The following is a 21,816-nucleotide window of genomic DNA, read 5'->3' on the forward strand; positions in this document are numbered from 1 at the left end:
GGAGTGTAGTGAAACTTTCACCGGTGTGAAAAATCAACGCCCCTGAAGATGACTCACTCCACTTCCGGGCTCAACGTACCCAGCCACGCCACCAACCCCAAAATCAATATCGCCGCGGCCATTTCCACCCACACACTGCGTCGAAGTGCATGGGCTGCCACGCGATACTGGCCCTCTCGCAACGACCGCTCCAGCAAGGGGCCAAGATAAAAGCGGTTCAGCGCCGCCAACACCAGCATCCCGGCAAACAGCAGTACTTTGATCGCCAGCAAAACTCCGTAGTGGCTGAGTAAAACCTCATCGAGTTTAGGCCCGACAATGAAGAGGTAGTTCACCACGCCCGTCACGGTGATGATCACAACGACCAGCGCACCGACAAGCTCAAATCGCCTGACTGCGTGAGCCAGCAACCGTATGTGCGCTTCGGTTTGCAGGGCCCGGGGTTGCGCCATCAACGCAAACGCCAGCAACGCGCCGAGCCAGACACCCGCCACCAACAGGTGCAGGATGTCCGTAGCGAAATGCCAATAACGGCGACTGCCTTCGTCCATGGCGCCATGCCCGCTCCAGGCCAGGCTGGCGAGGGCGATGCCGCCAGCCGTGGCGGCGATCACCAGGCTGATGCCGGGGGCGCGTGGGTTGAGCATCAACGCCAAACCCGCGACCGCTAATGCAATCATCCGCACGGCCCAGGCCAACCCGACGTCCGTCTCGAACAGCATCATTTCGAGGTGAGGGCGCAACTCGGTAACGTCTGATTCACCGCTCATGACGCGGACCATCAGCACCATGCCGGCGATGGATAGCAGCGCGCCGAGCCCGGCTGTTCCCGTCAATAACCGGCGAAAGGGCAAGACTGTCCCGGATTGCCGTTCCTGTCCCTTGAAGCTGTAGAGCCCGAACAGCGCCACGCCAAACAACAACATCAAATCCACATACAACACAAACCGCAGCACGACGTTGGCCGAGTCGCTCATCGATCATTTCACTTTGAAGGTGACGTTGCCGGTGATCGGGTGGGTGTCCGACGACACCGCGCGCCATTCGACCTTGTAGGTGCCGGCAGCCAGGGGCGCTGCCGGGATGATGAACATGGTCTTCGGATCGCTGCCGCCGCTGACTTTGGCCTTGACCGGCATCGGGGCATGGGCCATGCCGGACATTTCGGTCATCAGCAGTTTTGCACCGGAAAACTGGGTGACGAGGTTTTCGGAGAAGTGCAGTTCGATCTTGTCGGGTGATGCACCTTCTACGCCTTCCGCCGGGGTGGAAGAGAGTAGTTTGGGGTGCGCTTGAGCGAGGGTGCTAACAAGCAGGCCGCTGAGCAACGCGACTGCGATAGCGGTGGGTTTGAAGATGCGCATGCAAGGTCCTTTACCGCTCGAAGCGGTTGTTGTTGGTTTTGGGTGAGTCTGTTCAGAACCACATCCGAACACCGAGCACGAGGCGGGTTTCGCTGCGGTCCTCACCTTCGTCGTTAGCGTAGTCGGCGGTGTTGCCGTAGGTGCGGTTCCAGGTCACGCCGAGGTAGGGCGCGAATTCCCGGCGGATTTCGTAGCGCAGGCGCAAGCCAGCCTCGGTGTTGGACAGCCCCGCGCCGATGCCCCGTTGCGGATCGTTTTTGCCGTAGGCGTTGAGCTCGACGGTCGGCTGCAGGATCAGCCGATTGGTCAGCAGGATGTCGTAGTCGCCTTCCAGCCGCACGGCGCTCTGACCGCCTTCGCCGATGAAGGCCGTGGCTTCGGCCTCGAAGTTGTACAGCGCCATGCCTTGCACGCCGAACGCGGCCCAGGTTTGCGGGGCACCGGGTTTGAAGTCCTGGCGCACGCCGCTGACGACGTCCCACCACGGGGATATGGCGTGGCCCCACAGGGCCTGGATTTCCGCGTCCTCGGTCACGCCGTTGGTGCGCTCGCCTTCGGAGCGCAGCCACAGGCGATCAATGTCACCGCCGACCCAACCGGACAAGTCCCAGGCCAGTGTGCTGCCGTCATCGGCGTCCTGCCATTCCAGTTTGTCGGCGAGGAAAAAGGAGTTGAGCGTGCTGTCATGTACGTGGTGGCCGGCGGGATCGGCATACACCGCAGCACGATCGGCATCGGTCAGCACCGGGATCGGCGTGCGGCTTTCGCTGGGGGCGGCGGGCTGCATCTGGCCCTCGTCCATGCCTTGCATCTGGCCGTGGTTCATCTGGCTATGATCCATGCCTTGCATCTGGCCGTGGTCCATCTGGCTGTGATCCATGCCTTGCATGTCATCGCTGGCGGCCATTGCCGTCGAGGTCACGAGTGCGAAAAAAACCGGGGTGAATCGAATCATGGGGCGCACCTCATTCTTCCACGCGAACTTCACGGAACATGCCCATTTCCATGTGGTACAGGAGATGGCAGTGATAGGCCCAGCGGCCGAGCGCATCGGCCGTGACCCGATAGCTGCGCCGGGAGCCCGGTGGCATGTCGATGGTGTGTTTGCGCACCATGAACTGGCCGTTCTCGTCTTCGAGGTCGCTCCACATGCCATGCAGGTGGATGGGGTGCATCATCATCGTGTCGTTGACCAGAACGATCCGCAGCCGCTCGCCGTACTTGAGGCGCAACGGCTCTGCATCAGAGAACTTCACGCCGTTGAACGACCAGGCGAATTTTTCCATGTGGCCGGTCAGGTGCAGCTCAATGCTGCGGCCAGGCTCGCGGCCGTCCGGGTCTTCGAAGGTGCTGCGCAGGTCGGAGTAGGTGAGTACGCGGCGCCCGTTGTTGCGCAGGCCCATGCCGGGGTCGTCGAGTTTCGGTGAGGTGGACATGGCTTGCATGTCCACCAGCGGGTTGTCGGTTTCCGAGGCCGGGTGGGACTGCATGCCGGGCATATCGTCCATGGCCATGTTGCTGTGATCCATGCCCGCCATGCTGCCGTGGTCCATGCCGCCCATGCCCATGTCATCCATGGTCACCAGGGGGCGCGGGTCCAGTGGCGGCAGCGGCGCAACCAGTCCTGTCTTCACCGCCAGGGTGCCCCGTGCGTAGCCGGTGCGATCCATCGCCTGGGCGAACAGGGTGTAGGCCGCTTCAGTCGGTTCGACGATAACGTCGAAGGTTTCCGCCACGGCGATGCGAAACTCGTCGACGCTCACGGGTTTGACGTACAGGCCATCGGCGGCGACCACGGTCATTTTCAGGCCGGGGATGCGCACGTCGAAGTAGGTCATGGCCGAGCCGTTGATGAAGCGCAGCCGCAGCTTTTCCCCGGGGCGGAACACCCCGGTCCAGTTCGAATCCGGCGCCTGGCCGTTCAACAGGTAGGTGTAAGTGGCGCCGCCGACGTCCGCCAGGTCGGTGGGGTTCATCTTCATTTCGGCCCACATTTTGCGATCGGCGACGGTCGGCCCCCAGCCTTTTTCGCTGACGTCGTGGATGAAGTCGCCCACGGTGCGTTTGTTGAAGTTGTAGTAATCGGACTGTTTTTTCAGCGTCTTCATCAGGCCGACCGGGTCTTCGTCGGTCCAGTCGCTGAGCATCACCACGTAGTCGCGGTCGTACTGGAACGGCTCCGGGTCTTTGGCGTCGATCACCAGCGGGCCGTAGACGCCGGATTGTTCCTGAAACCCCGAATGGCTGTGATACCAGTAGGTGCCGTTCTGGCGCACCGTGAATTGGTAGACGTACATGCCGCCGGGTTCGATGCCCTTGAAGCTCAGCCCCGGCACGCCGTCCATGTTGGCCGGCAGCAAGATGCCGTGCCAGTGAATGGACGTGCTGTCCTTGAGTCTGTTGCGCACCCGCAGCGTCACCGTATCGCCTTCACGCCAGCGCAGCAGCGGGCCGGGGATGCCGCCGTTGATGGTCATCGCGGTGCGTGGGCTGCCGCTGAAGTTGACCGGGGATTCGCCGATGAACAGGTCGAATTCATTACCGGCCAACACCTGCGGTTCGCCGGGACTGCTGATTGCCCAGGCCGGCGTGCGCCATAACCCGAGGCCGCCGAAGAGCCCGCCGATGGCCAGGCCTTTGACGAAGGTGCGTCTTGAAGTGTGGGAGTGCATGCCGTCTGTTCCGCCCGTCAGCCTGTTGAACTTGTCGATGAGGCTAGCAGGCGGTGCCTTTCAGCTGGCTGAGGCGAAGATTACAGTTTTGACAGGTTGGGCGTCGCTTACCGGCGTGAAGTGGACTTTTCCCTTGAGGCCACCGTGTCGCCGCTGCAGTTGATGTAGGAAGACGACTTCAGCCAGCGTTGGTCCGGGTAGTAGGAAAATAACAATTGCCCGTCCTTCATCGAATCAATCAGCCGATGGGCAATCGCCGGTCTGACGGCCGGGCAACCCAGGCTGCGGCCGATGCGGCCATTGGCGCGGGCCAGTACCGGGCTGACATAGGGCGCGCCGTGAATGACGATGGCCCGGTCAAAGGCGTTATCGTTGAAGCCGGGCTCCAGGCCTTCCATGCGCAGCGAGTAACCGTTCTGGCCGAGGTAGCTTTGCTGGGTGCGGAACAGACCGATGCTGGTGGCGTGGCTTTCGTTGCGGTTGGAGAACAGCGTGGCCATGTTTTCACCGCTGTTGCGGCCATGGGCGACCAGTTCGTGAAACAGCAACTTGCGCCGTTTAAGGTCGAAGACCCACAGGCGTTGTTCGGTCGAGGGCAGGGAGTAATCGATCACCGCCAGTCGTTGGGCGGGGGCGACACCTTGGGCACGGCTGCATTGAGTGGCACGAACGGCCAGGGCAATCACTTTGGCGTCGGCGCCGGGTGCTGCTTTGACCAGCGCGTTTTCAAGCGAATCGGCGTAGGCTGACGTTACTGAAAGGCACGTCAGTAAAATGGCAAATAAAAGGCCAAAGCGGTTTAGCGCCATAGTCGGGTCTCATCATGATAATTTCGAGTCTAGCAGCGAGCGGAAAACTAGCCGTTTGAAACGGGGGATTAAGGATTATCCATGGTGCAGTTAACAAGGTCATTCGTCATAAGCCGCATGTTTTTTATGGGCTTTCTGATCAGCGGTGCAGCGTTTGGGCAAGTTTCGCCGATTGAGCCGGTATCTGCGGCGAGCAGCACAATCGATGCCGCGGCGCCCGACGATGCGGTCGGCCAAGCGATTCAAGCGACGCTGGAACCGCTGCGATCGGCTTTTCCGCCGTTGCTCACGTCCAGGCGCCATCAGCGTGTGGATGTCAACCGGGTGGTGCTGGATTTCTATATGCATCGCAACTATCGCGCCGCGTGGACGGATGATCGTGACGTGGCGCAATTACTCAAGAGCCTCGAAGAGACCCGGATCGACGGCCTGAATCCGGCGGATTTCCGCATCACCGAACTGGCTCAGGCCCATGAGTCGCTGGTGGCGGCCATGCCTTCCACGGCGCAACGGGCGATGTTCGACATGGCGGCGACCCGCACGTTCATCACCGCGCTGCTGCAACTGCGCCGGGGTAAAGTCGATCCGTCGCGGCTGGACATTCACTGGAATTTCGATCCTGCCGGCGGTAATGCCCACGAGGACATGAACAACCTGTTCGCCGCCCTCGATGCCCATGACGTTGCGCGTGCATTCGCCGATGCGCCTCCTCAGGAAGAGATTTACCGCAATTTGCGTGAAGGCCTGGCCCGGTTGCGCCAGGTCCATGATGCGGGCGGCTGGCCGAAAGTCACTGAAGGGCAATCGCTCAAGCCCGGCATGGACGGGGTGGCGGTGGCTCAATTGCGTGCGCGTCTGGTGGCGGGCGGTTACCTGGGCGCGCACCTGTCGAAAAAAGCCGGTTACGACGACAAGGTCATCGCCGCGGTGAAGAAGTATCAGACCGAGCAATACCTGGGGGCCGATGGCGTGGCAGGGGCGGCGACGCTGGCGGCGCTGAACGTGCCGGTCGAGGCGCGGATCGATCAGGTGCGGGTCAACATGGAGCGCGCCCGGTGGCTGTTGTACAAACTGCAGGGCACGTTTGTGATCGTCGATATCGCCGGATACAAGGTGGCGATGTACCGTGACGGTCTGCCGATCTGGCGTTCGCGAGTGCAGGTCGGCAAGCCGGTGCGCAGTACGCCGGTATTCCAGGCCGAAATCACCTACATCACGTTCAACCCGACCTGGACCGTGCCGCCGACCATCCTCAAGCAGGACGTGATTCCGAAAGTCCAGAACGATCCGGGTTATCTGGCGGCCAACCGGATTCGCGTGCTGGATCGCGAAGGCAATGTGCTCGATCCGTCGAGTGTCGACTGGAGCAACCCGCGAGGCATCCACCTGCGTCAGGATGCCGGCCCCGACAGTTCGCTGGGGCAGGTGGTGATCCGCTTCCCCAACGACTATGCGATTTACCTGCATGACACGCCACACCGCGAGCTGTTTGCCAAAACGGTCCGGGCCACCAGTTCAGGCTGCATCCGCGTGGAAAACCCCTTGCAACTGGTCGAGCTGTTGTTTAACGACCCGGTGCGCTGGAACAGCGCCGGGATTCAAAAACAGTTGGCCAATGGCAGGACCGAGAACATCCCGCTACCGGTGAAAGTGCCGGTGTTGTTGGCTTACTGGACCGTGGACCTGAGCAATGACGGGCGGGTGACGTTCAAGCCCGACATTTATGATTACGATGCCAGGGTGCTGCAGGGCTTGAGTCAGCCTACGAAATTGCCCGCTCTGGACTTGCGTCGCGCAGAGATACCGCTGGTGGTGACGGGGCAGAACAAGCTGTAGCGAAAGACTGGAAACGGGCGCCGGAGCGTATTACTGATCACTTAACACACGAAACCTGTGGGAGCGAGCTTGCTCGCGATGGCGGACTGTCAGGCACCCCTTACGTGACTGTCCAACCGTCATCGCGAGCAAGCTCGCTCCCACAAGGTTTGCGGTGTTCAAAGGCTTAACTGACTGGCATTAGCCCCTAAAGCGCCAGCCCTTGCTGGACCACGACAAGCAGATCGGTTTCCGTGAGCGCCACCGCATCCAGTTGCGCGGTGGCCTGCTCGATCGTTTGTAGCCACCAGTGTGTTTCACCGTGTTCGTCCACGGTGCGCAACAGAGCGAGTTCGTTGTCTGTTGTGTGGATCTCGACCCGCCCCTCACCGTCGGCGGTGAAGCGTGCAACCGGGTCAAAGGTAATGCTGTGCTCGTTGCCGATGATCACCAACTGGTCGATGGCGTAGTCGTAAGCGTCGCCATCGGGGTGGCTCTCGAAGACGTGGGTGGGGTTGCGCCGCAGGATCAGGCCCGCTTCGGTCAACGGCTGTAGCCAGGTCTCTATGCGTTGATACAGTTCGTAGACCTGGCCCGGCCAGCCATCGATCGCCTGATCTGCGCTGGCCAGCCGTGTCTGTTTCAATTTTGCGGCGAGTTCGTCTGCCTTGCTCATGTCGATTCCCTGTATTGAGGTTTGTCTAATCGTAGCTCGTTGACGCACAGGCCGCGCTTGCCCTGGGTCATGTTTGCAGCGCAGGCAGGGTGCGGACGTTGCGTCCGGGCAGCACCGACGGGCGGTGTGTTACCGCTGGGCAAGTGGCCACCCATTTGTCCTGGATAACCCCGTAAACTACGCCGCCCGAAGACTGAGGGCTTTGGGTCGTTGCCCATGCCTTGCCCCCGACAGGATGAACTTTTGCCCACGCGCTTTAACGACCCGGACCACGCCCCTGGCATCGCATTGAAACGCATACCACTGCGCAAGGCCGCGGTATTGTTCATTGCCACGGTGTGCCTGTGCCTGTGCGGTTTGCTCTACCTGCAACTGGAACAGTCCCGTCGCCACGACCTGAGCCTGGCGCAAGTGGCGTCTTCGAACCTGACGCGGGCCATGGCGCAGCAAGCCGAAGACACCTTCATGAAGGCCGACCTGGTGTTGACCAGCCTGGTGGACTGGATTCAGGTCGACGGGTTCGGCCCGGACCAACGGCCACGCTTGCAGCAGACCTTCGCTCGGCGCGTGCTGGCGCTGGATCAGTTGCACGGCATCCTGCTGTTCGACCAGAAGGGCCAGTGGGTGGTGACCTCGTTTGAAAATCTGCCTCGGGGGGCCGGCGTCGCCGATCGCGAGTACTTCAAGTATCACCAGCAGAACGTATCGTCGGTGGCGCATATCGGCCCGGCCATTCGCAGTCGGGAAAACGGTGAGTGGATCATTCCGGTTTCCAAACGGGTCAACGACAAGAACGGCCGTTTCCAGGGCGTATTGCTGGCCGGGATCAAGATGTCGTACTTCGACCAGTTCTTCAAAAGCTTCAGCCTCGACGACAACGGCTCGATGTTTCTCGGCTTGACCGATGGCACGCTGTTGGCGCGTCGACCTTTTGTGGAGGCGCAGATCGGCACGTCGCTGGCCCAGAGCGAGATTTTCCAGAAGTCCCTGCCACTGGCCAGCTCCGGCAATGCGATGTTCACATCCATCATCGATGGTGTGACACGCCTTTACGGTTACCGACAGCTGGAGGCGTATCCGCTGGTGGTCACGGCGGCGTCGTCCACGGAATCCATTCTCGCGGGCTGGTACGACACGGCGTTTCGCTCCAGTCTCATTGTTGCCCTGGTATTGCTGGGCGTGGGGTTGTTCGGGTGGGTGTTCCTGCATCAGGTGCGTGTTGGCGAGCGGGTCGAGTCGGATTTGCGCAGGGCACAGCAAGCGCTGGAGCTGATCGCCACCCACGACAGCCTGACCGGATTGGCCAACCGCCGATTGTTCGAGCGGGCGCTGGACGTCGAGTTCGGGCGCGGCGCCCGGCAGGCGAGCCCTTTGAGCCTGATCATGCTCGATATCGATTACTTCAAACGCTACAACGACACCTACGGCCACGTGGTGGGGGATCACTGCCTGGCCGAAGTGGCACGCGCGCTGAAGAGTTGCTGTCACCGCAAGGCCGATCTGGCGGTGCGTTACGGCGGCGAAGAGTTTGCGGTGCTGCTGCCGGACACCGACATCCACGGCGCCATGACGATTGCCGAGCAGATCCGCCGCAGCGTCATCGACAAGCACATCAGCCACACCGGCTCGCCCAATGGCTACGTGACGGTGAGTCTTGGTTGCTATTCGTTCGTGCCGTCGGGGCGTGACAGCATGGATGTGTTTGTCGAGCGGGCGGATGCGGCGTTGTATCAGGCCAAGCATTCGGGGAGAAACCGCGTGGCAACGTTGTCGATGGCCGGTGGCGTCGAGGCGTTGATGCGCTCCGACCGTTGAGGTGCTGTTGCTGCCGGTGGTCTGTCTCCCTGGCCTGGCGGAATTGATCGTCTAGAGTTCCGATTGTTCTGTCGATCCCGGCAGACATCCACTCGCATGGACGATCGCCAACATGTTGATACCTCAAACGTTGACAGCCGTTGCTTTGACCGTCGCAGCCACTGCCATCTTTCCGCTGGCCAGCCACGCGCAATCGAAAATCACCGCCGAAGAAGCTCACTCGATCGGCGTGGATGCCTACATCTATTTTTACCCGCTGCTGAGCATGGACGTCACTCGCAAGCAGTTCACCAACATCGAGCCGGGCAAGGAGTTCGGTAAAGGCCCGATGAACATGTTTGTGAGTGTGCCGCAGTACCCGCCTGCCGATTTCAGAGGGGTGGTGCGCTCTAATTTCGACACGTTGTATTCGATTGCCTGGCTGGACTTGACCAAGGAACCGCTGGTGATCGCCGCGCCCGATACCGATGGGCGTTTCTACCTGTTACCGATGCTGGATATGTGGACCGACGTATTCGCTTCGCCGGGCTGGCGCACCACGGGCACTGAGGCCGGGCAATTTCTGGTGACGCCGCCGGGATGGACCGGGACGGTGCCCGCCGGAATGAGCCACCTGCCGGCGCCAACTCCGTTTGTCTGGGTCATCGGCCGTACCAAGACTGATGGCGCGGCGGATTACGCGGCGGTGCACAAGATCCAGGCCGGTTACACGGTTACGCCGTTGTCTCGGTTGGGCAAGGAGCCTGAAGCCGTCACCGTGAAGGTCGACCCGGCGGTGGACATGAAAACGCCACCGAAGATTCAGGTCGATTCCATGTCGGCTGCCAACTACTTCACTTACGCTGCCGAACTGCTGAAAGTGAATCCGCCGCACAGCACCGACCAGCCCATGCTGGCGCAGATCAAACGGATCGGCATCGAACCCGGCAAATCGTTCGACATGGACACGCTGGATCCGCAAATCCAGGCCGCGCTGCAAAGCGTGCCCCAGGATGCGCAGGCCTTGATGACCTGGAAAGTGCCGACCCTGGCGCGAGAGGTCAATGGCTGGTCGATGAACACTGACACCATGGGTGTCTACGGCAACTACTACCTCAAACGCGCCATCGTTACGCAGGTGGGGCTCGGTGCCAACCTGCCCGAGGACGCAATTTATCCGTTGAACATCGGCGACAGCAATGGCAAGCCGCTCGAGGGCGCAAACAAGTACATGCTACATTTCAACAAGGGCGAGGCGCCGCCAGTGAATGCCTTCTGGTCGATCACCCTGTATGACCCGGAAGGGTTCCAGGTCGCCAACTCACTCAATCGTTTTGCGGTCAGTAGCTGGATGCCGTTCAAGAACAACGCCGATGGCTCGCTGGATCTCTACTTCCAGAACGAAAGCCCTGGCAAGGATCTGGAGGCCAACTGGCTACCGGCACCCAAAGGGCCGTTCAACCTGACCATGCGTCTGTACGGCCCGAAAGCCGAGGCGCTGAATGGCAAGTGGAACCCGCCAGCGGTCAAGCCGATGTAGGCCTCAGGTCACAAAAAGCGGCCAATGACGGCATGTCATTGGCGGCTTTTGCCTGTCCAGCTACCTGTTCCGCCGCCAGCACCGCCGGTTCCGCCACCGGGCGCACCGGTGCCGCCGCCCGCGCCACTGCCCGGGCCATTGACGCCGGTGCTGCCGCTTGACGAGCCGGGGCTTTGTCCGCGCCCGTTATTGCCCGAGGGATCGCTGGGCCTGTTGTTGTCTGGCAGCAGAGTTGAATTGCGGGTTGCGCCGGGTGCCGTACCGGTCGCGCCAGGACCATCGCCGGACGCCGCAAACGTGGCCAGGGACGTAGCCGACAACCATCCGGCCATGACCAGCGAAGTCATTTTTCTGTTCATCATGGTCGTCTCCCGGGATGAGTCGTTACCTGATGTTAGTCTGAAGGGTCACGCGGTTGGTGCCGATCCGGTTGACGAATGGCACGGGACCTAAGGGGGCCACCGATCCATGGCCAAACGAGAACCCTGTGAGGGCGAGCTTGCCCGCGAAAGCGACAGGTCAGGCAAATGGTTGGCCACTGATACGACGCCTTCGCGAGCAATCTCGCTCCCACACAGCTCTCAGCGTCAGCAAGGCCTATGATCGACCAGCTTGCGCTCAAGGTGCTGTCGCCCCGGGACCGCTGACGCAACCTGCGAAACCTGCCGGTGTCACACGTCAGGCACCTCGTCCTCAGGAGTGTCCGTTCATGAAAAAGTTGCGGATCGCCACGTTCAACGTCAATGGCCTGCGCGCACGCCTGCCGAATCTGTTGGCCTGGCTTGAACGGGAAAAACCGGATATCGCCTGCCTGCAGGAATTGAAGGCAGTGGACAGCGCATTCCCGGCGGCTAAGCTTGAAGCGGCCGGCTACGGCGCCATCTGGCAGGGTCAGGCGTCCTGGAACGGCGTGGCGATCCTGGCGCGGGATGCGCAGCCGCTGGAAAGCCGACGCGGGTTACCCGGCGATGACAGCGACAACCATAGTCGCTATCTGGAAGCCGCTGTCCACGGGGTTCTGGTGGGTTGCCTGTATTTGCCCAACGGCAACCCGCAACCGGGACCGAAATTCGATTACAAGCTGGCGTGGTTCGAACGGCTTATCCATTACGCGCAGACGCTTGAAGGCAGCGAACATCCGGTGGTGCTGGCGGGGGACTACAACGTGGTGCCCACCGACCTGGACATCTACAACCCGCGCTCCTGGCTCAAGGACGCCTTGCTGCAACCGGAAAGTCGCGAGTGTTACCAGCGGTTGCTGGACCAGGGCTGGACCGATTCATTGCGGCACCTGCATCCACAGGATCGGCTCTACACGTTCTGGGATTATTTCCGTCAGCACTGGCAGAAAAACTCGGGGCTGCGCATTGACCATCTGCTGCTCAACCCGGCCCTGAGTCCGTATCTGCAAGACGCCGGGGTGGATGCGTGGGTGCGTAACGAGCCCCATGCCAGCGACCACGCGCCGACCTGGATTCAATTGGGCTCGCACAAGCGGCGTTGAGTTTTTTCATGCCGGGTGATTGGCTAAATCAATTGTCGGCGGCAGTGCTTGATCCCGTATACATAGCGGCCACTGGCGGAGCAATCCGCCGCTGCGTGCAAAAGGACTGAACGATGAGCGAGCCACGCCTGACCGACCGTGCTTTGTATCTGCAACGCCTGGGCTTCGATGCACCTCCAGCGCCGACCCTGGAAACCTTGCGCCAGCTGCAACTGCGCCATACCGGCGTTTTCCCGTTTGAAAACCTCACCACATTATCCGGCGAGCCGGTGCTGATCGACTTGCCGTCCATAGAGCAGAAGGTCTTGCACGATGGTCGTGGCGGTTACTGCTACGAACTCAACAACCTGTTCCTGGCCTTGCTACAGGAATTGGGTTTCGACGCCCGTGCCATCAGCGGCCGGGTGGTGATGGGCCAGCCGGAGGGGTCCTGGACTGCCCGGACCCACCGCCTGAGCCTGGTCATCATCGATGACGTGCGCTACATCACCGACGTCGGCTTCGGCGGCATGGTACCGACTGCGCCCCTGTTGCTTGATACCCGTGCCGAACAAGCTACCCCTCACGAGTCGTATCGCATCGATCTGCACGTCGACGGCTTTACCCTGCGCGCCAACGTTGCGGGCGAGTGGCGAGCGATGTACATCTTCGACCTGCAACGCCAGGAAGATATCGATTTTGCTGTGGGCAACTGGTACGTCTCGACCCACCCCGAGTCGTCTTTCGTCAAGCAGTTGATGGTGGCGCGCACCGGGGAGGGGTGGCGACGCACGCTCAACAATGGCAGCTTCGCGATTCACCGGATTGGCCATGACAGCGAGCGGCGGGAGGTGACGGATGTTCAGGAACTGATTGGCCTGCTGGGCAGCGAGTTCGGCATTCGCGTTCCGGAACAGGCGCAATTGGCACGGACTCTGAAACGATTGATCGCAGCGCCGCAGTAACAGGCTGATCCTGGGCATCGCACAGAGCTGATCCGATTGATCGGCCCTTTGTGTTTCAGGGCCGAACACCCGGTTCCATCACCCGTTGGATTTCGCGCAAGGCCTCTGCCAGCTTCTGCTCCAGACCCTTGAGTTCGGCAGGGGTGAGGGTTTGTTTCAGGTGTGCGCTCTTGCCTTCGTTGAGCAGGGCTCGGCGCAAGGTATTGTTGATCACCGTCTGGTAGCCGTACCCCTCGTGTTCTGCCAGTGCGCGGGCCGCTTCGATGACTGCGTCATCGAGCATGATGGTAATGCGGGTCTTGCCTTTGGCGGGCGCCACGGCCCCGCGCCTGGCGTTGCTGAAATCGTATTCGTCTTTCATCGGTCATGCCTCCAGGTACTGACGACGCTCGCTTTTGGTGGCGATGCGCGCGGAAATGATTCGAACGAAATTCGGATCGCGGTGGGTGTACACGACAACCAGCAACCGGCCTTTGGCGTCCAGCCCCAGGGTGATCCAGCGTTGTTCATCATGGTGATTGTCCTCGATGGTCAGCGCTCGCTCGTCATGGAATACCGGTTCAGTCTCTGCGAGGCTGATGCCTTGGTGCTTGAGTTTGTTGGCTGCGTTCCTGGCCTTGTGGAACTGAATTTCGAATGACTTCATTATGCATACTTTATATGTATATAGAAGAGACGGGCCTTACCGATGGTCGCCAGGAATTCAAAAGACTAGTCAGCACGCGGGTGTGGGCGGCGAGGGATGTATTTCAAGGTTTTTGGCGTGGCCAGGAGGGTGGGTGTCAGGCGGAAATGGACAAGTATCCATTTTGTGACTGATAAGTTGTATACAACTCTATAGACATTTGTCCTATGTCTTGCATACAGTGTGCGCATAACAAAAACCAGGGAACCCCCTCCATGAAAACGCCCCATGTTTCACACCAACGGCCCGAGGACGAAAATCTTGGGATCGGCGCGAATATGGCTTATGGCCTGCAACATGTTCTGACCATGTATGGCGGTATCGTCGCGGTGCCATTGATCATCGGCCAGGCGGCCGGGCTCTCGCCGGCGGACATCGGTTTGTTGATTGCTGCTTCATTGTTTGCGGGGGGGCTGGCAACACTGCTGCAAACCCTGGGTTTACCGTTTTTTGGTTGTCAATTGCCGCTGGTGCAGGGCGTATCCTTCTCCGGCGTCGCGACCATGGTGGCGATTGTCAGCAGTGGCGGGGAGGGCGGGTTTCAATCGGTGTTGGGGGCGGTGATAGCGGCGTCCCTGATCGGGTTGCTGATAACCCCGGTGTTCTCGCGTATCACCAAGTTCTTCCCGCCACTGGTGACCGGCATCGTGATTACCACCATCGGCCTGACGCTGATGCCGGTAGCCGCGCGCTGGGCAATGGGCGGCAACAGCCATGCGCCGGACTTCGGCAGCATGGCGAACATCGGTCTGGCGGCGGTAACGCTGGTGCTGGTGCTGTTTCTGAGCAAAATCGGCAGTGCGACCATCTCCCGCCTGTCGATTCTGTTGGCCATGGTCATTGGTACGGTGATCGCGGTGTTCCTTGGCATGGCGGATTTCTCGTCCGTAACCCAGGGCCCGATGTTCGGCTTCCCGACGCCGTTCCACTTCGGCATGCCGACCTTCCACTTCGCTGCGATCCTGTCGATGTGCATCGTGGTGATGGTGACGCTGGTGGAGACCTCGGCGGACATTCTGGCCGTCGGTGAGATCATCGGCACCAAGGTTGACTCCAAGCGCCTGGGCAACGGTCTGCGCGCCGACATGCTGTCGAGCATGTTCGCGCCGATCTTCGGTTCCTTCACCCAGAGCGCCTTCGCCCAGAACGTCGGTCTGGTGGCGGTCACCGGCATCAAGAGCCGCTACGTGGTGGCAACCGGCGGTCTGTTCCTGGTGATCCTCGGTCTGCTGCCCTTCATGGGCCGGGTCATCGCCGCCGTACCGACCTCCGTACTGGGTGGCGCTGGCATCGTGCTGTTCGGTACTGTCGCGGCCAGCGGCATTCGGACCTTGTCCAAGGTCGACTACCGCAACAACGTCAACCTGATCATCGTCGCGACCTCGATTGGCTTCGGCATGATCCCGATCGCTGCACCTAGCTTCTACGATCACTTCCCGAGCTGGTTTGCGACCATTTTCCATTCGGGCATCAGTTCTTCGGCAATCATGGCCATCGTGCTGAACCTGACCTTCAACCATCTGACTGCCGGTAACTCCGACCAGCAATCGGTGTTTGCGGCCGGTACCGAGCGGGTGCTGCGTTATCAGGATCTGGCGGCGTTGCGTGAAGGGGACTACTTCAGTGACGGTAAACTGCACGATTGCGACGGCAAGGAGATTCCGGTGCTGGAATCGGAACATGGCGTGGCGGAACCACGGGCGGTCCACACGAAAAGCAGTGAGCATGTCTGACGTTCACGGCAACTGAAAAAAGCCGATCTGTCGAATAGACAGATCGGCTTTTTGCTTTTCAGGCGTTGGCTTTTCAATCGACCACAAAAAAGCCCCTGGATCTTTCGATTCAGGGGCTTTTCGATGTTGCTGTCTGGCTCCACGACCTGGACTCGAACCAGGGACCCAGTGATTAACAGTCACTTGCTCTACCAACTGAGCTATCGCGGAATGGCGCGTATCTTACTGATTCAAAAAGAGAAGTCAAGCATCAAATAACAATTGGAGCGAATCAGCGGGACGGGCGGTGGTTTAGCGGCGATTGGCGGTTACCAGGATCGCCCCAGAGGTCTACCATGGCTGCCCGGAAGTGGTGACACGCGCTGCCGGCCATTCGCCGAAAAGGTACGCGCCATGAATCATTTGACCCTCACACCTCGACACCACGGGATGCACCCATGAGCATCTCTCAGATCAGCCTGCCCAAAGGTGTCGGCCCCCACGCCGAAAAGTTGTTCGACGCCATCACTCAGGCCGGCACCGCTGAAGCATTGAACCGTGCTGGCGGCAAGGCCGAAGGTTTTGTCCTGGGCCTGGAAAGCACTAAAGCGATCAAGAGCCAGGTCGCTGAATCGCTGTATGTCGCCTACGACGACGCTGCCAGCCAGCGCGCGACCGAACTGGTTTAACCGCCGAAGGTAATCGTGCCAAGCATCAGTTTGGCGTAGAGCGCCGTGGCACCCAATTGCACCAGCCACAGGGCCAGGCCGCCGAGAAACACACCGGCGGCCACTTGCATCACCAGGTTGTTGCCGCGTTTTGCCGGGGCGCGGGGGGTGAAGTGATCCAGGTCATCCAAGTCATCGCGGTCGGCGCGCAGGTCATCGTTTTTCATATGGGTTCTCGGGAATGCTTAGTACATAAATCCTGTGGGAGCGGGCTTGCTCGCGAAAGCGGTGGGTCAGGTTGTACAAGTATTGAATGTACTGCCGTCTTCGCGAGCAAGCCCGCTCCCACATTTTGACTTGTGTGGAGTTTAGAGGGCTGGGTCGTTGCGTTGAGAATTATCTGTGACAAATAAAAAACGGGAAGCCACATGGCTTCCCGTTTTTCATTTCAAGGTGTTATCAGATGACCTGGACGATAGCGTCCGTCACAACCTTGATGTTGCTCTGGTTCAACGCGGCCACGCAGATGCGGCCGGTGTCCAGGGCGTAGATGCCGAACTCGTTGCGCAGACGGTGAACTTGCTCAACCGTCAGGCCGGAGTAGGAGAACATGCCGCACTGACGACCGACGAAGCTGAAATCGCGCTGAGGCGCTTTTTGTGCCAGCAGGTCGACCATCTGGGTACGCATGCCACGAATGCGCAGGCGCATTTCGGCCAGTTCGGCTTCCCACTGGGCGCGCAGTTCCGGGCTGTTCAGTACTGCAGCGACAACGCTGGCACCGTGGGTCGGCGGGTTGGAGTAGTTGGTGCGGATCACGCGTTTGACTTGCGACAACACGCGCGCGCTTTCTTCTTTCGATTCGCTGACGATCGACAGGGCACCCACGCGCTCGCCGTACAGCGAGAACGACTTGGAGAAGGAGCTGGAGGCGAAGAAAGTCAGGCCCGACTCGGCAAACAGGCGTACGGCAGCGGCGTCTTCGTCGATGCCATCGCCGAAGCCCTGGTAGGCCATGTCGAGGAACGGCACGTGGCCTTTGGCTTTAACAACTTCCAGGACGTTTTTCCAGTCCGCCGGGCTCAGGTCCACGCCGGTCGGGTTGTGGCAGCAGGCGTGCAGCACGATGATCGAGCCGTTTGGCAGCGCGTTCAGGTCTTCCAGCATGCCGGTACGGTTCACGTCGTGGGTGGCGGCGTCGTAGTAACGGTAGTTCTGCACCGGGAAACCGGCGGTTTCGAACAGCGCGCGGTGGTTTTCCCAGCTCGGGTCGCTGATCGCCACAACGGCGTTCGGCAGCAGTTGCTTGAGGAAGTCGGCACCGATTTTCAGTGCGCCAGTACCGCCAACGGCCTGGGTGGTGATTACACGGCCGGCAGCGATCAGTGGCGAATCATTGCCGAACAGCAGCTTTTGCACAGCCTGGTCGTAAGCGGCGATACCGTCGATTGGCAGGTAGCCACGGGAAACGTGTTGAGCGGCGCGAATGGTTTCGGCTTCGACAACGGCGCGCAGGAGTGGAATTCGCCCCTCCTCGTTGCAGTAAACACCGACCCCCAGGTTGACTTTGTTGGTCCGGGTATCGGCGTTGAATGCTTCGTTGAGGCCCAGGATTGGATCGCGTGGTGCCATTTCGACAGCGGAGAACAGGCTCATTATTGCGGCGGCTCTGAATGGAGTGTGGAGGGACGTGTCGCGCTCCAGCCGAATGCACTAGAGCGGTGCACAAACGGGGAGCTAGTATAGAGGCCATCCGCGATCAATGGCGACAGGCTATTCGGCTTTTAAGGTAAGTTTTTCCGATTATTTTGCGACCGTTAGTCGAATGGTGTCGGCAAAGGTTTTGCGCGATGTAGGACGTTTGCCTTGAAAGCGATGGCAATCGGCTCCACATTGAGCACAATCCAGTTTTTTCTTCGGGCGACATCGGTCGTTTGCGGTCTTTCTCGTTCGTGCCGGTTTTGCCGGCAAGCGTGATTCCAGAGGTATTTCATGTCTGAATTCCAGCTAGTCACCCGTTTCGAGCCCGCCGGCGATCAGCCGGAAGCCATCCGCCTGATGGTCGAGGGCATCGAAGCCGGGCTGGCGCACCAGACGCTGCTCGGTGTGACCGGCTCGGGCAAGACCTTCAGCATCGCCAACGTGATCGCCCAGGTGCAGCGCCCGACCCTGGTGCTGGCGCCGAACAAGACCCTGGCGGCGCAGTTGTACGGGGAGTTCAAGGCGTTCTTCCCGAACAACGCGGTGGAATATTTCGTTTCCTACTACGACTACTACCAGCCGGAAGCCTATGTGCCGTCCTCGGACACCTTCATCGAGAAGGATGCGTCGATCAACGACCACATCGAGCAGATGCGTCTGTCGGCGACCAAGGCATTGCTCGAGCGCAAGGACGCGATCATCGTCACCACGGTGTCGTGCATCTACGGTCTGGGCAGCCCGGAAACCTATTTGAAGATGGTGTTGCACGTGGACCGCGGCGACCGGCTCGACCAGCGCGAATTGCTGCGCCGCCTGGCTGACCTGCAATACACCCGCAACGACATGGATTTTGCCCGTGCGACCTTCCGCGTGCGTGGCGATGTGATCGATATCCACCCGGCGGAATCCGACTTCGAGGCGATCCGCATCGAGCTGTTCGACGATGAAGTGGAAAGCCTGTCGGCGTTCGATCCGCTCACCGGTGAAGTCATTCGCAAACTGCCGCGCTTCACCTTCTACCCGAAGAGCCATTACGTGACGCCACGGGAAACCCTGATGGGCGCGGTCGAGGGCATCAAGGTCGAGTTGCAGGAGCGTCTGGAATACCTGCGCTCCAACAACAAACTGGTGGAAGCCCAGCGCCTGGAGCAGCGTACCCGTTTCGACCTGGAGATGATCCTCGAGCTGGGTTACTGCAACGGCATCGAAAACTACTCGCGCTACCTGTCCGGCCGCGAAGCCGGCGCGGCACCACCGACCCTTTACGATTACCTGCCTGCCGATGCCTTGCTGGTGATCGACGAATCCCATGTCAGCGTTCCGCAGGTCGGTGCGATGTACAAAGGTGACCGTTCGCGTAAAGAGACGCTGGTGGAATACGGTTTCCGCCTGCCTTCGGCGCTGGATAACCGGCCGATGCGTTTCGATGAGTGGGAAAGCATCAGCCCGCAGACGATTTTCGTCTCGGCGACCCCGGGCAACTACGAAGCCGAACACGCTGGCCGCGTCATTGACATGGTGGTGCGCCCGACCGGGCTGGTGGATCCACAAATCGAGATTCGCCCGGCACTGACCCAGGTCGACGACTTGCTGTCGGAAATCACCAAGCGCGTCGCTCTGGAAGAGCGAGTGCTGGTCACGACGCTGACCAAGCGCATGGCCGAAGACTTGACTGACTATTTGGCCGATCATGGCGTGCGCGTGCGCTATTTGCACTCTGACATCGACACCGTGGAGCGGGTCGAGATCATCCGTGATCTGCGCCTGGGTACTTTCGATGTGCTGGTGGGGATCAACCTGCTGCGCGAAGGCCTGGATATGCCGGAAGTGTCGCTGGTGGCGATCCTCGATGCCGACAAGGAAGGTTTCCTGCGTTCCGAGCGCTCACTGATCCAGACCATCGGGCGTGCGGCACGTAACCTTAATGGCCGGGCGATTCTGTATGCCGACCGGATTACCGGTTCCATGGAGCGCGCGATCGGCGAAACCGAGCGCCGTCGCGACAAGCAGATCGCCTTCAACCTGGCCAACGGCATCACCCCCAAAGGTGTGTTCAAGGACGTCGCCGACATCATGGAAGGCGCCACCGTGCCGGGTTCGCGCAGCAAGAAGCGCAAGGGCATGGCCAAGGCGGCGGAAGAGAACGCCAAATACGAAGCGGAATTGCGTTCGCCGGGCGAGATCGCCAAGCGTATCAAGGCCCTGGAAGAGAAGATGTATGCGTTGGCGCGCGATCTGGAGTTTGAAGCGGCGGCGCAGATGCGCGATGAGATTGGCAAGTTGCGCGAGCGGTTGATTACTGTCTGAGATTTGCGGTGAATGTACGGGCCTCTTCGCGAGCAAGCCCGCTCCCACAAGGTTCGGTGTGATCCCTGTGGGAGCGAGCTTGCTCGCGATGAGGCCGGTCAGGACGCTGCAAGTATCAATTAGTGTGCTTCCCCAGCCTTCAACCCCTCCGGCAACTTCTTGGTCAGCAACACCGCCACCATGCTGATCCCCAACGCAATTCCGACAAAATGAAACGCATCGTTGTAGGCCATGATCGACGCCTGCTGGTGGGCGATCTCGCTGAGTTTGCCCAAGGCTGCCGTTTCATTGCCCAGCCGGTCAGCCAGTGAGGCGATCCGTTCAGCCACCTGCGGATTGCTCGGCACGATGGATTCACGCAGGTAATCAAAGTAAACCTTGGTCCGCGCATCCAGCAGCGTGGCGAGCAGGGCGATGCCGATGGCGCCGCCGAGGTTGCGCAGGATGTTGAACAGGCTCGAGGCCGATCCCGCATCCTGGGGCAGGATGTAGGCGGTGGCGATCAGCGAGATGGTGACCATGATCAGTGGCTGGCCCAGGGCGCGGATGATCTGGATCTGGTTGAACTGCGGTCCGGCAAAGTCCGGGTTCAACACGCCCGAAGAGAAACTCGCCAACCCGAATAGCCCGAAGCCCAGTGTGCACAGCCATTTGGGCGAGACGTATTTCATCAACTTGGGCACCAGCGGAATCAGAAACAGCTGTGGCACGCCCATCCACATTATCACTTCGCCGATCTGCAGGGCGTTGTAGTTCTGGATCTGCGCCAGGTACAGCGGCAACAGGTAGATTGAGCCGTACAGCCCGACCCCCATCCCGACACTGGAAATGCTTGATAAGCCAAAGTTGCGATTGCGCAGGATGCCGAGGTTGATCAGCGGATTGGGTTTGGAGGTCTGCACGATCACAAAGCTGATCAGGCTGACCAGTGCGATGCTGCCCAGGGTTACGATCAGGCTCGATTCCAGCCAGTCCTTGCGATGGCCTTCCTCCAGAAACACCTGCAAGCAACCGAGCCCGACGCCGAGGGTGAGAATGCCGGCGTAGTCGGTGCTTTTCAGCAATTCCCAGTGGGCTTCTTTCTTCTCCAGGCCGTACATCAGGCCTGCGATCATGATCAGGCCGGGCGGGATGTTGATGTAGAAAATGTATTCCCAGCCCCAGTTTTCCGTCAGCCAGCCGCCGAGGGTCGGGCCGATGGAGGGCGCGAAGGTGGCGGTCATGGCGAACATGGCCATGCCTTTGGCGCGGTGGTGTTCCGGGAGCTTGATCAGGGTCAGGGTGAACGCCAGCGGAATCAGCGCGCCACCGGTAAAGCCTTGCAGGGCGCGGAACACAATCATGCTTTCCAGGCTCCACGCCATGGAGCAGAGCAGGGACGCGACCAGGAATCCGAGGGACACCCACACCGCCAGGCGCCGGGCTGACAGCAGCTGCACGAGCCAGGCGGTGAGCGGGATCATGATGATTTCCGCCACCAGGTACGAAGTGGAAATCCACGAACCTTCTTCCAGGGTCGCCGACAGTGCACCCTGGATGTCCTTGAGCGAGGAGTTGGTGATCTGGATGTCCAGCACCGCCATGAACGCACCGAGCATCACGCTCATCACCGCAATCCAGTCCCG

The 21,816-nt window shown here is 60.3% G+C and carries 21 protein-coding genes and 1 tRNA gene; 8 read left to right on the plus strand and 14 right to left on the minus strand.

Going from position 1 to position 21,816, the window contains the following annotated elements; all coding sequences use genetic code 11:
- Positions 1-53: 53 nt before the first annotated feature.
- The 5 genes from copD to PspS34_RS09170 form a co-directional block, all read right to left on the minus strand.
- Positions 54-977 (minus strand): copper homeostasis membrane protein CopD, encoded by a 924-nt coding sequence (copD, locus tag PspS34_RS09150; protein WP_150812487.1) that lies wholly within the window; start codon positions 975-977, stop codon positions 54-56.
- Between the two features lie 3 nt (positions 978-980).
- Entirely contained in the window at positions 981-1,364 is a 384-nt protein-coding gene (gene copC, locus PspS34_RS09155) for a copper homeostasis periplasmic binding protein CopC (RefSeq protein WP_090454177.1), read from the minus strand.
- A gap of 52 nt (positions 1,365-1,416) precedes the next feature.
- Complete coding sequence (locus PspS34_RS09160; protein ID WP_154860626.1) at positions 1,417-2,319, minus strand: copper resistance protein B; 903 nt, start codon at positions 2,317-2,319, stop codon at positions 1,417-1,419.
- A 10-nt stretch (positions 2,320-2,329) separates the two neighbouring features.
- Positions 2,330-4,036 (minus strand): copper resistance system multicopper oxidase, encoded by a 1,707-nt coding sequence (locus PspS34_RS09165; protein WP_154860625.1) that lies wholly within the window; start codon positions 4,034-4,036, stop codon positions 2,330-2,332.
- 107 nt (positions 4,037-4,143) lie between these two features.
- The gene (locus tag PspS34_RS09170) at positions 4,144-4,845 is read right to left on the minus strand and encodes a murein L,D-transpeptidase catalytic domain family protein (RefSeq protein WP_102668829.1); all 702 of its coding nucleotides are present in this window, start codon (positions 4,843-4,845) and stop codon (positions 4,144-4,146) included.
- A gap of 81 nt (positions 4,846-4,926) precedes the next feature.
- Here PspS34_RS09170 and PspS34_RS09175 point away from each other — a divergent pair, with 81 nt between their 5' ends.
- On the plus strand, positions 4,927-6,681 hold the full coding sequence (locus PspS34_RS09175; protein WP_154860624.1) for a L,D-transpeptidase family protein: 1,755 nt from the start codon (positions 4,927-4,929) through the stop codon (positions 6,679-6,681).
- A 187-nt stretch (positions 6,682-6,868) separates the two neighbouring features.
- On the opposite strand, the gene PspS34_RS09180 is transcribed toward PspS34_RS09175, so the two are convergent.
- On the minus strand, positions 6,869-7,336 hold the full coding sequence (locus PspS34_RS09180; RefSeq protein WP_150812491.1) for a hypothetical protein: 468 nt from the start codon (positions 7,334-7,336) through the stop codon (positions 6,869-6,871).
- Between the two features lie 243 nt (positions 7,337-7,579).
- Here PspS34_RS09180 and PspS34_RS09185 point away from each other — a divergent pair, with 243 nt between their 5' ends.
- Entirely contained in the window at positions 7,580-9,151 is a 1,572-nt protein-coding gene (locus PspS34_RS09185; RefSeq protein WP_159389612.1) for a GGDEF domain-containing protein, read from the plus strand.
- A 112-nt stretch (positions 9,152-9,263) separates the two neighbouring features.
- Positions 9,264-10,670, plus strand: coding sequence for a DUF1254 domain-containing protein (locus tag PspS34_RS09190; protein WP_150812493.1), 1,407 nt, complete (start codon positions 9,264-9,266; stop codon positions 10,668-10,670).
- Positions 10,671-10,705: 35 nt separating this feature from the next.
- On the opposite strand, the gene PspS34_RS28245 is transcribed toward PspS34_RS09190, so the two are convergent.
- Complete coding sequence (locus PspS34_RS28245) at positions 10,706-11,032, minus strand: hypothetical protein (protein ID WP_174245506.1); 327 nt, start codon at positions 11,030-11,032, stop codon at positions 10,706-10,708.
- A 347-nt stretch (positions 11,033-11,379) separates the two neighbouring features.
- Here PspS34_RS28245 and PspS34_RS09200 point away from each other — a divergent pair, with 347 nt between their 5' ends.
- Together PspS34_RS09200 and PspS34_RS09205 are read left to right on the plus strand one after the other, a co-directional pair.
- Positions 11,380-12,174: an exodeoxyribonuclease III gene (locus PspS34_RS09200; RefSeq protein ID WP_154860622.1), complete on the plus strand. Its 795-nt coding sequence runs from the start codon at positions 11,380-11,382 to the stop codon at positions 12,172-12,174.
- Between the two features lie 113 nt (positions 12,175-12,287).
- Complete coding sequence (locus PspS34_RS09205; protein WP_150812495.1) at positions 12,288-13,118, plus strand: arylamine N-acetyltransferase; 831 nt, start codon at positions 12,288-12,290, stop codon at positions 13,116-13,118.
- Between the two features lie 55 nt (positions 13,119-13,173).
- On the opposite strand, the gene PspS34_RS09210 is transcribed toward PspS34_RS09205, so the two are convergent.
- Positions 13,174-13,479 (minus strand): BrnA antitoxin family protein, encoded by a 306-nt coding sequence (locus PspS34_RS09210; protein WP_090454198.1) that lies wholly within the window; start codon positions 13,477-13,479, stop codon positions 13,174-13,176.
- A 3-nt stretch (positions 13,480-13,482) separates the two neighbouring features.
- Complete coding sequence (locus PspS34_RS09215) at positions 13,483-13,764, minus strand: BrnT family toxin (protein WP_154860621.1); 282 nt, start codon at positions 13,762-13,764, stop codon at positions 13,483-13,485.
- 254 nt (positions 13,765-14,018) lie between these two features.
- Between PspS34_RS09215 and PspS34_RS09220 the strand changes: the two genes are divergently transcribed.
- A complete protein-coding gene (locus tag PspS34_RS09220; protein WP_057715592.1) occupies positions 14,019-15,536 on the plus strand; it encodes a nucleobase:cation symporter-2 family protein in 1,518 nt (505 codons plus the stop codon).
- 134 nt (positions 15,537-15,670) lie between these two features.
- Here PspS34_RS09220 and PspS34_RS09225 read toward each other — a convergent pair.
- Positions 15,671-15,746 (minus strand) — tRNA-Asn (locus tag PspS34_RS09225).
- A gap of 227 nt (positions 15,747-15,973) precedes the next feature.
- On the opposite strand from PspS34_RS09225, the gene PspS34_RS09230 reads away from it, so the two are divergent.
- Positions 15,974-16,204, plus strand: a complete 231-nt coding sequence (locus tag PspS34_RS09230; protein ID WP_150812496.1) for a hypothetical protein — start codon at positions 15,974-15,976, stop codon at positions 16,202-16,204.
- Here PspS34_RS09230 and PspS34_RS09235 read toward each other — a convergent pair.
- The 3 genes from PspS34_RS09235 to PspS34_RS09245 form a co-directional block, all read right to left on the minus strand.
- Positions 16,201-16,410 carry a hypothetical protein gene (locus PspS34_RS09235; protein ID WP_057715590.1) on the minus strand — a complete coding sequence of 70 codons (210 nt, stop codon included), beginning with the start codon at positions 16,408-16,410 and terminating at the stop codon, positions 16,201-16,203. The two genes, PspS34_RS09230 and PspS34_RS09235, sit on opposite strands and share 4 nt — an antisense overlap.
- A gap of 232 nt (positions 16,411-16,642) precedes the next feature.
- Positions 16,643-17,839 carry an amino acid aminotransferase gene (locus PspS34_RS09240; RefSeq protein WP_008050829.1) on the minus strand — a complete coding sequence of 399 codons (1,197 nt, stop codon included), beginning with the start codon at positions 17,837-17,839 and terminating at the stop codon, positions 16,643-16,645.
- A 161-nt stretch (positions 17,840-18,000) separates the two neighbouring features.
- On the minus strand, positions 18,001-18,177 hold the full coding sequence (locus PspS34_RS09245) for a hypothetical protein (protein WP_159389613.1): 177 nt from the start codon (positions 18,175-18,177) through the stop codon (positions 18,001-18,003).
- Between PspS34_RS09245 and uvrB the strand changes: the two genes are divergently transcribed.
- Entirely contained in the window at positions 18,176-20,191 is a 2,016-nt protein-coding gene (gene uvrB / locus PspS34_RS09250) for an excinuclease ABC subunit UvrB (RefSeq protein ID WP_057715588.1), read from the plus strand. The two genes, PspS34_RS09245 and uvrB, sit on opposite strands and share 2 nt — an antisense overlap.
- Positions 20,192-20,310: 119 nt before the next feature.
- On the opposite strand, the gene PspS34_RS09255 is transcribed toward uvrB, so the two are convergent.
- Positions 20,311-21,801, minus strand: coding sequence for an MDR family MFS transporter (locus tag PspS34_RS09255; RefSeq protein ID WP_174245540.1), 1,491 nt, complete (start codon positions 21,799-21,801; stop codon positions 20,311-20,313).
- Positions 21,802-21,816: the final 15 nt, after the last annotated feature.

It is taken from the genome of Pseudomonas sp. S34 (assembly GCF_009866745.1).
GTDB lineage: Bacteria > Pseudomonadota > Gammaproteobacteria > Pseudomonadales > Pseudomonadaceae > Aquipseudomonas > Aquipseudomonas jessenii.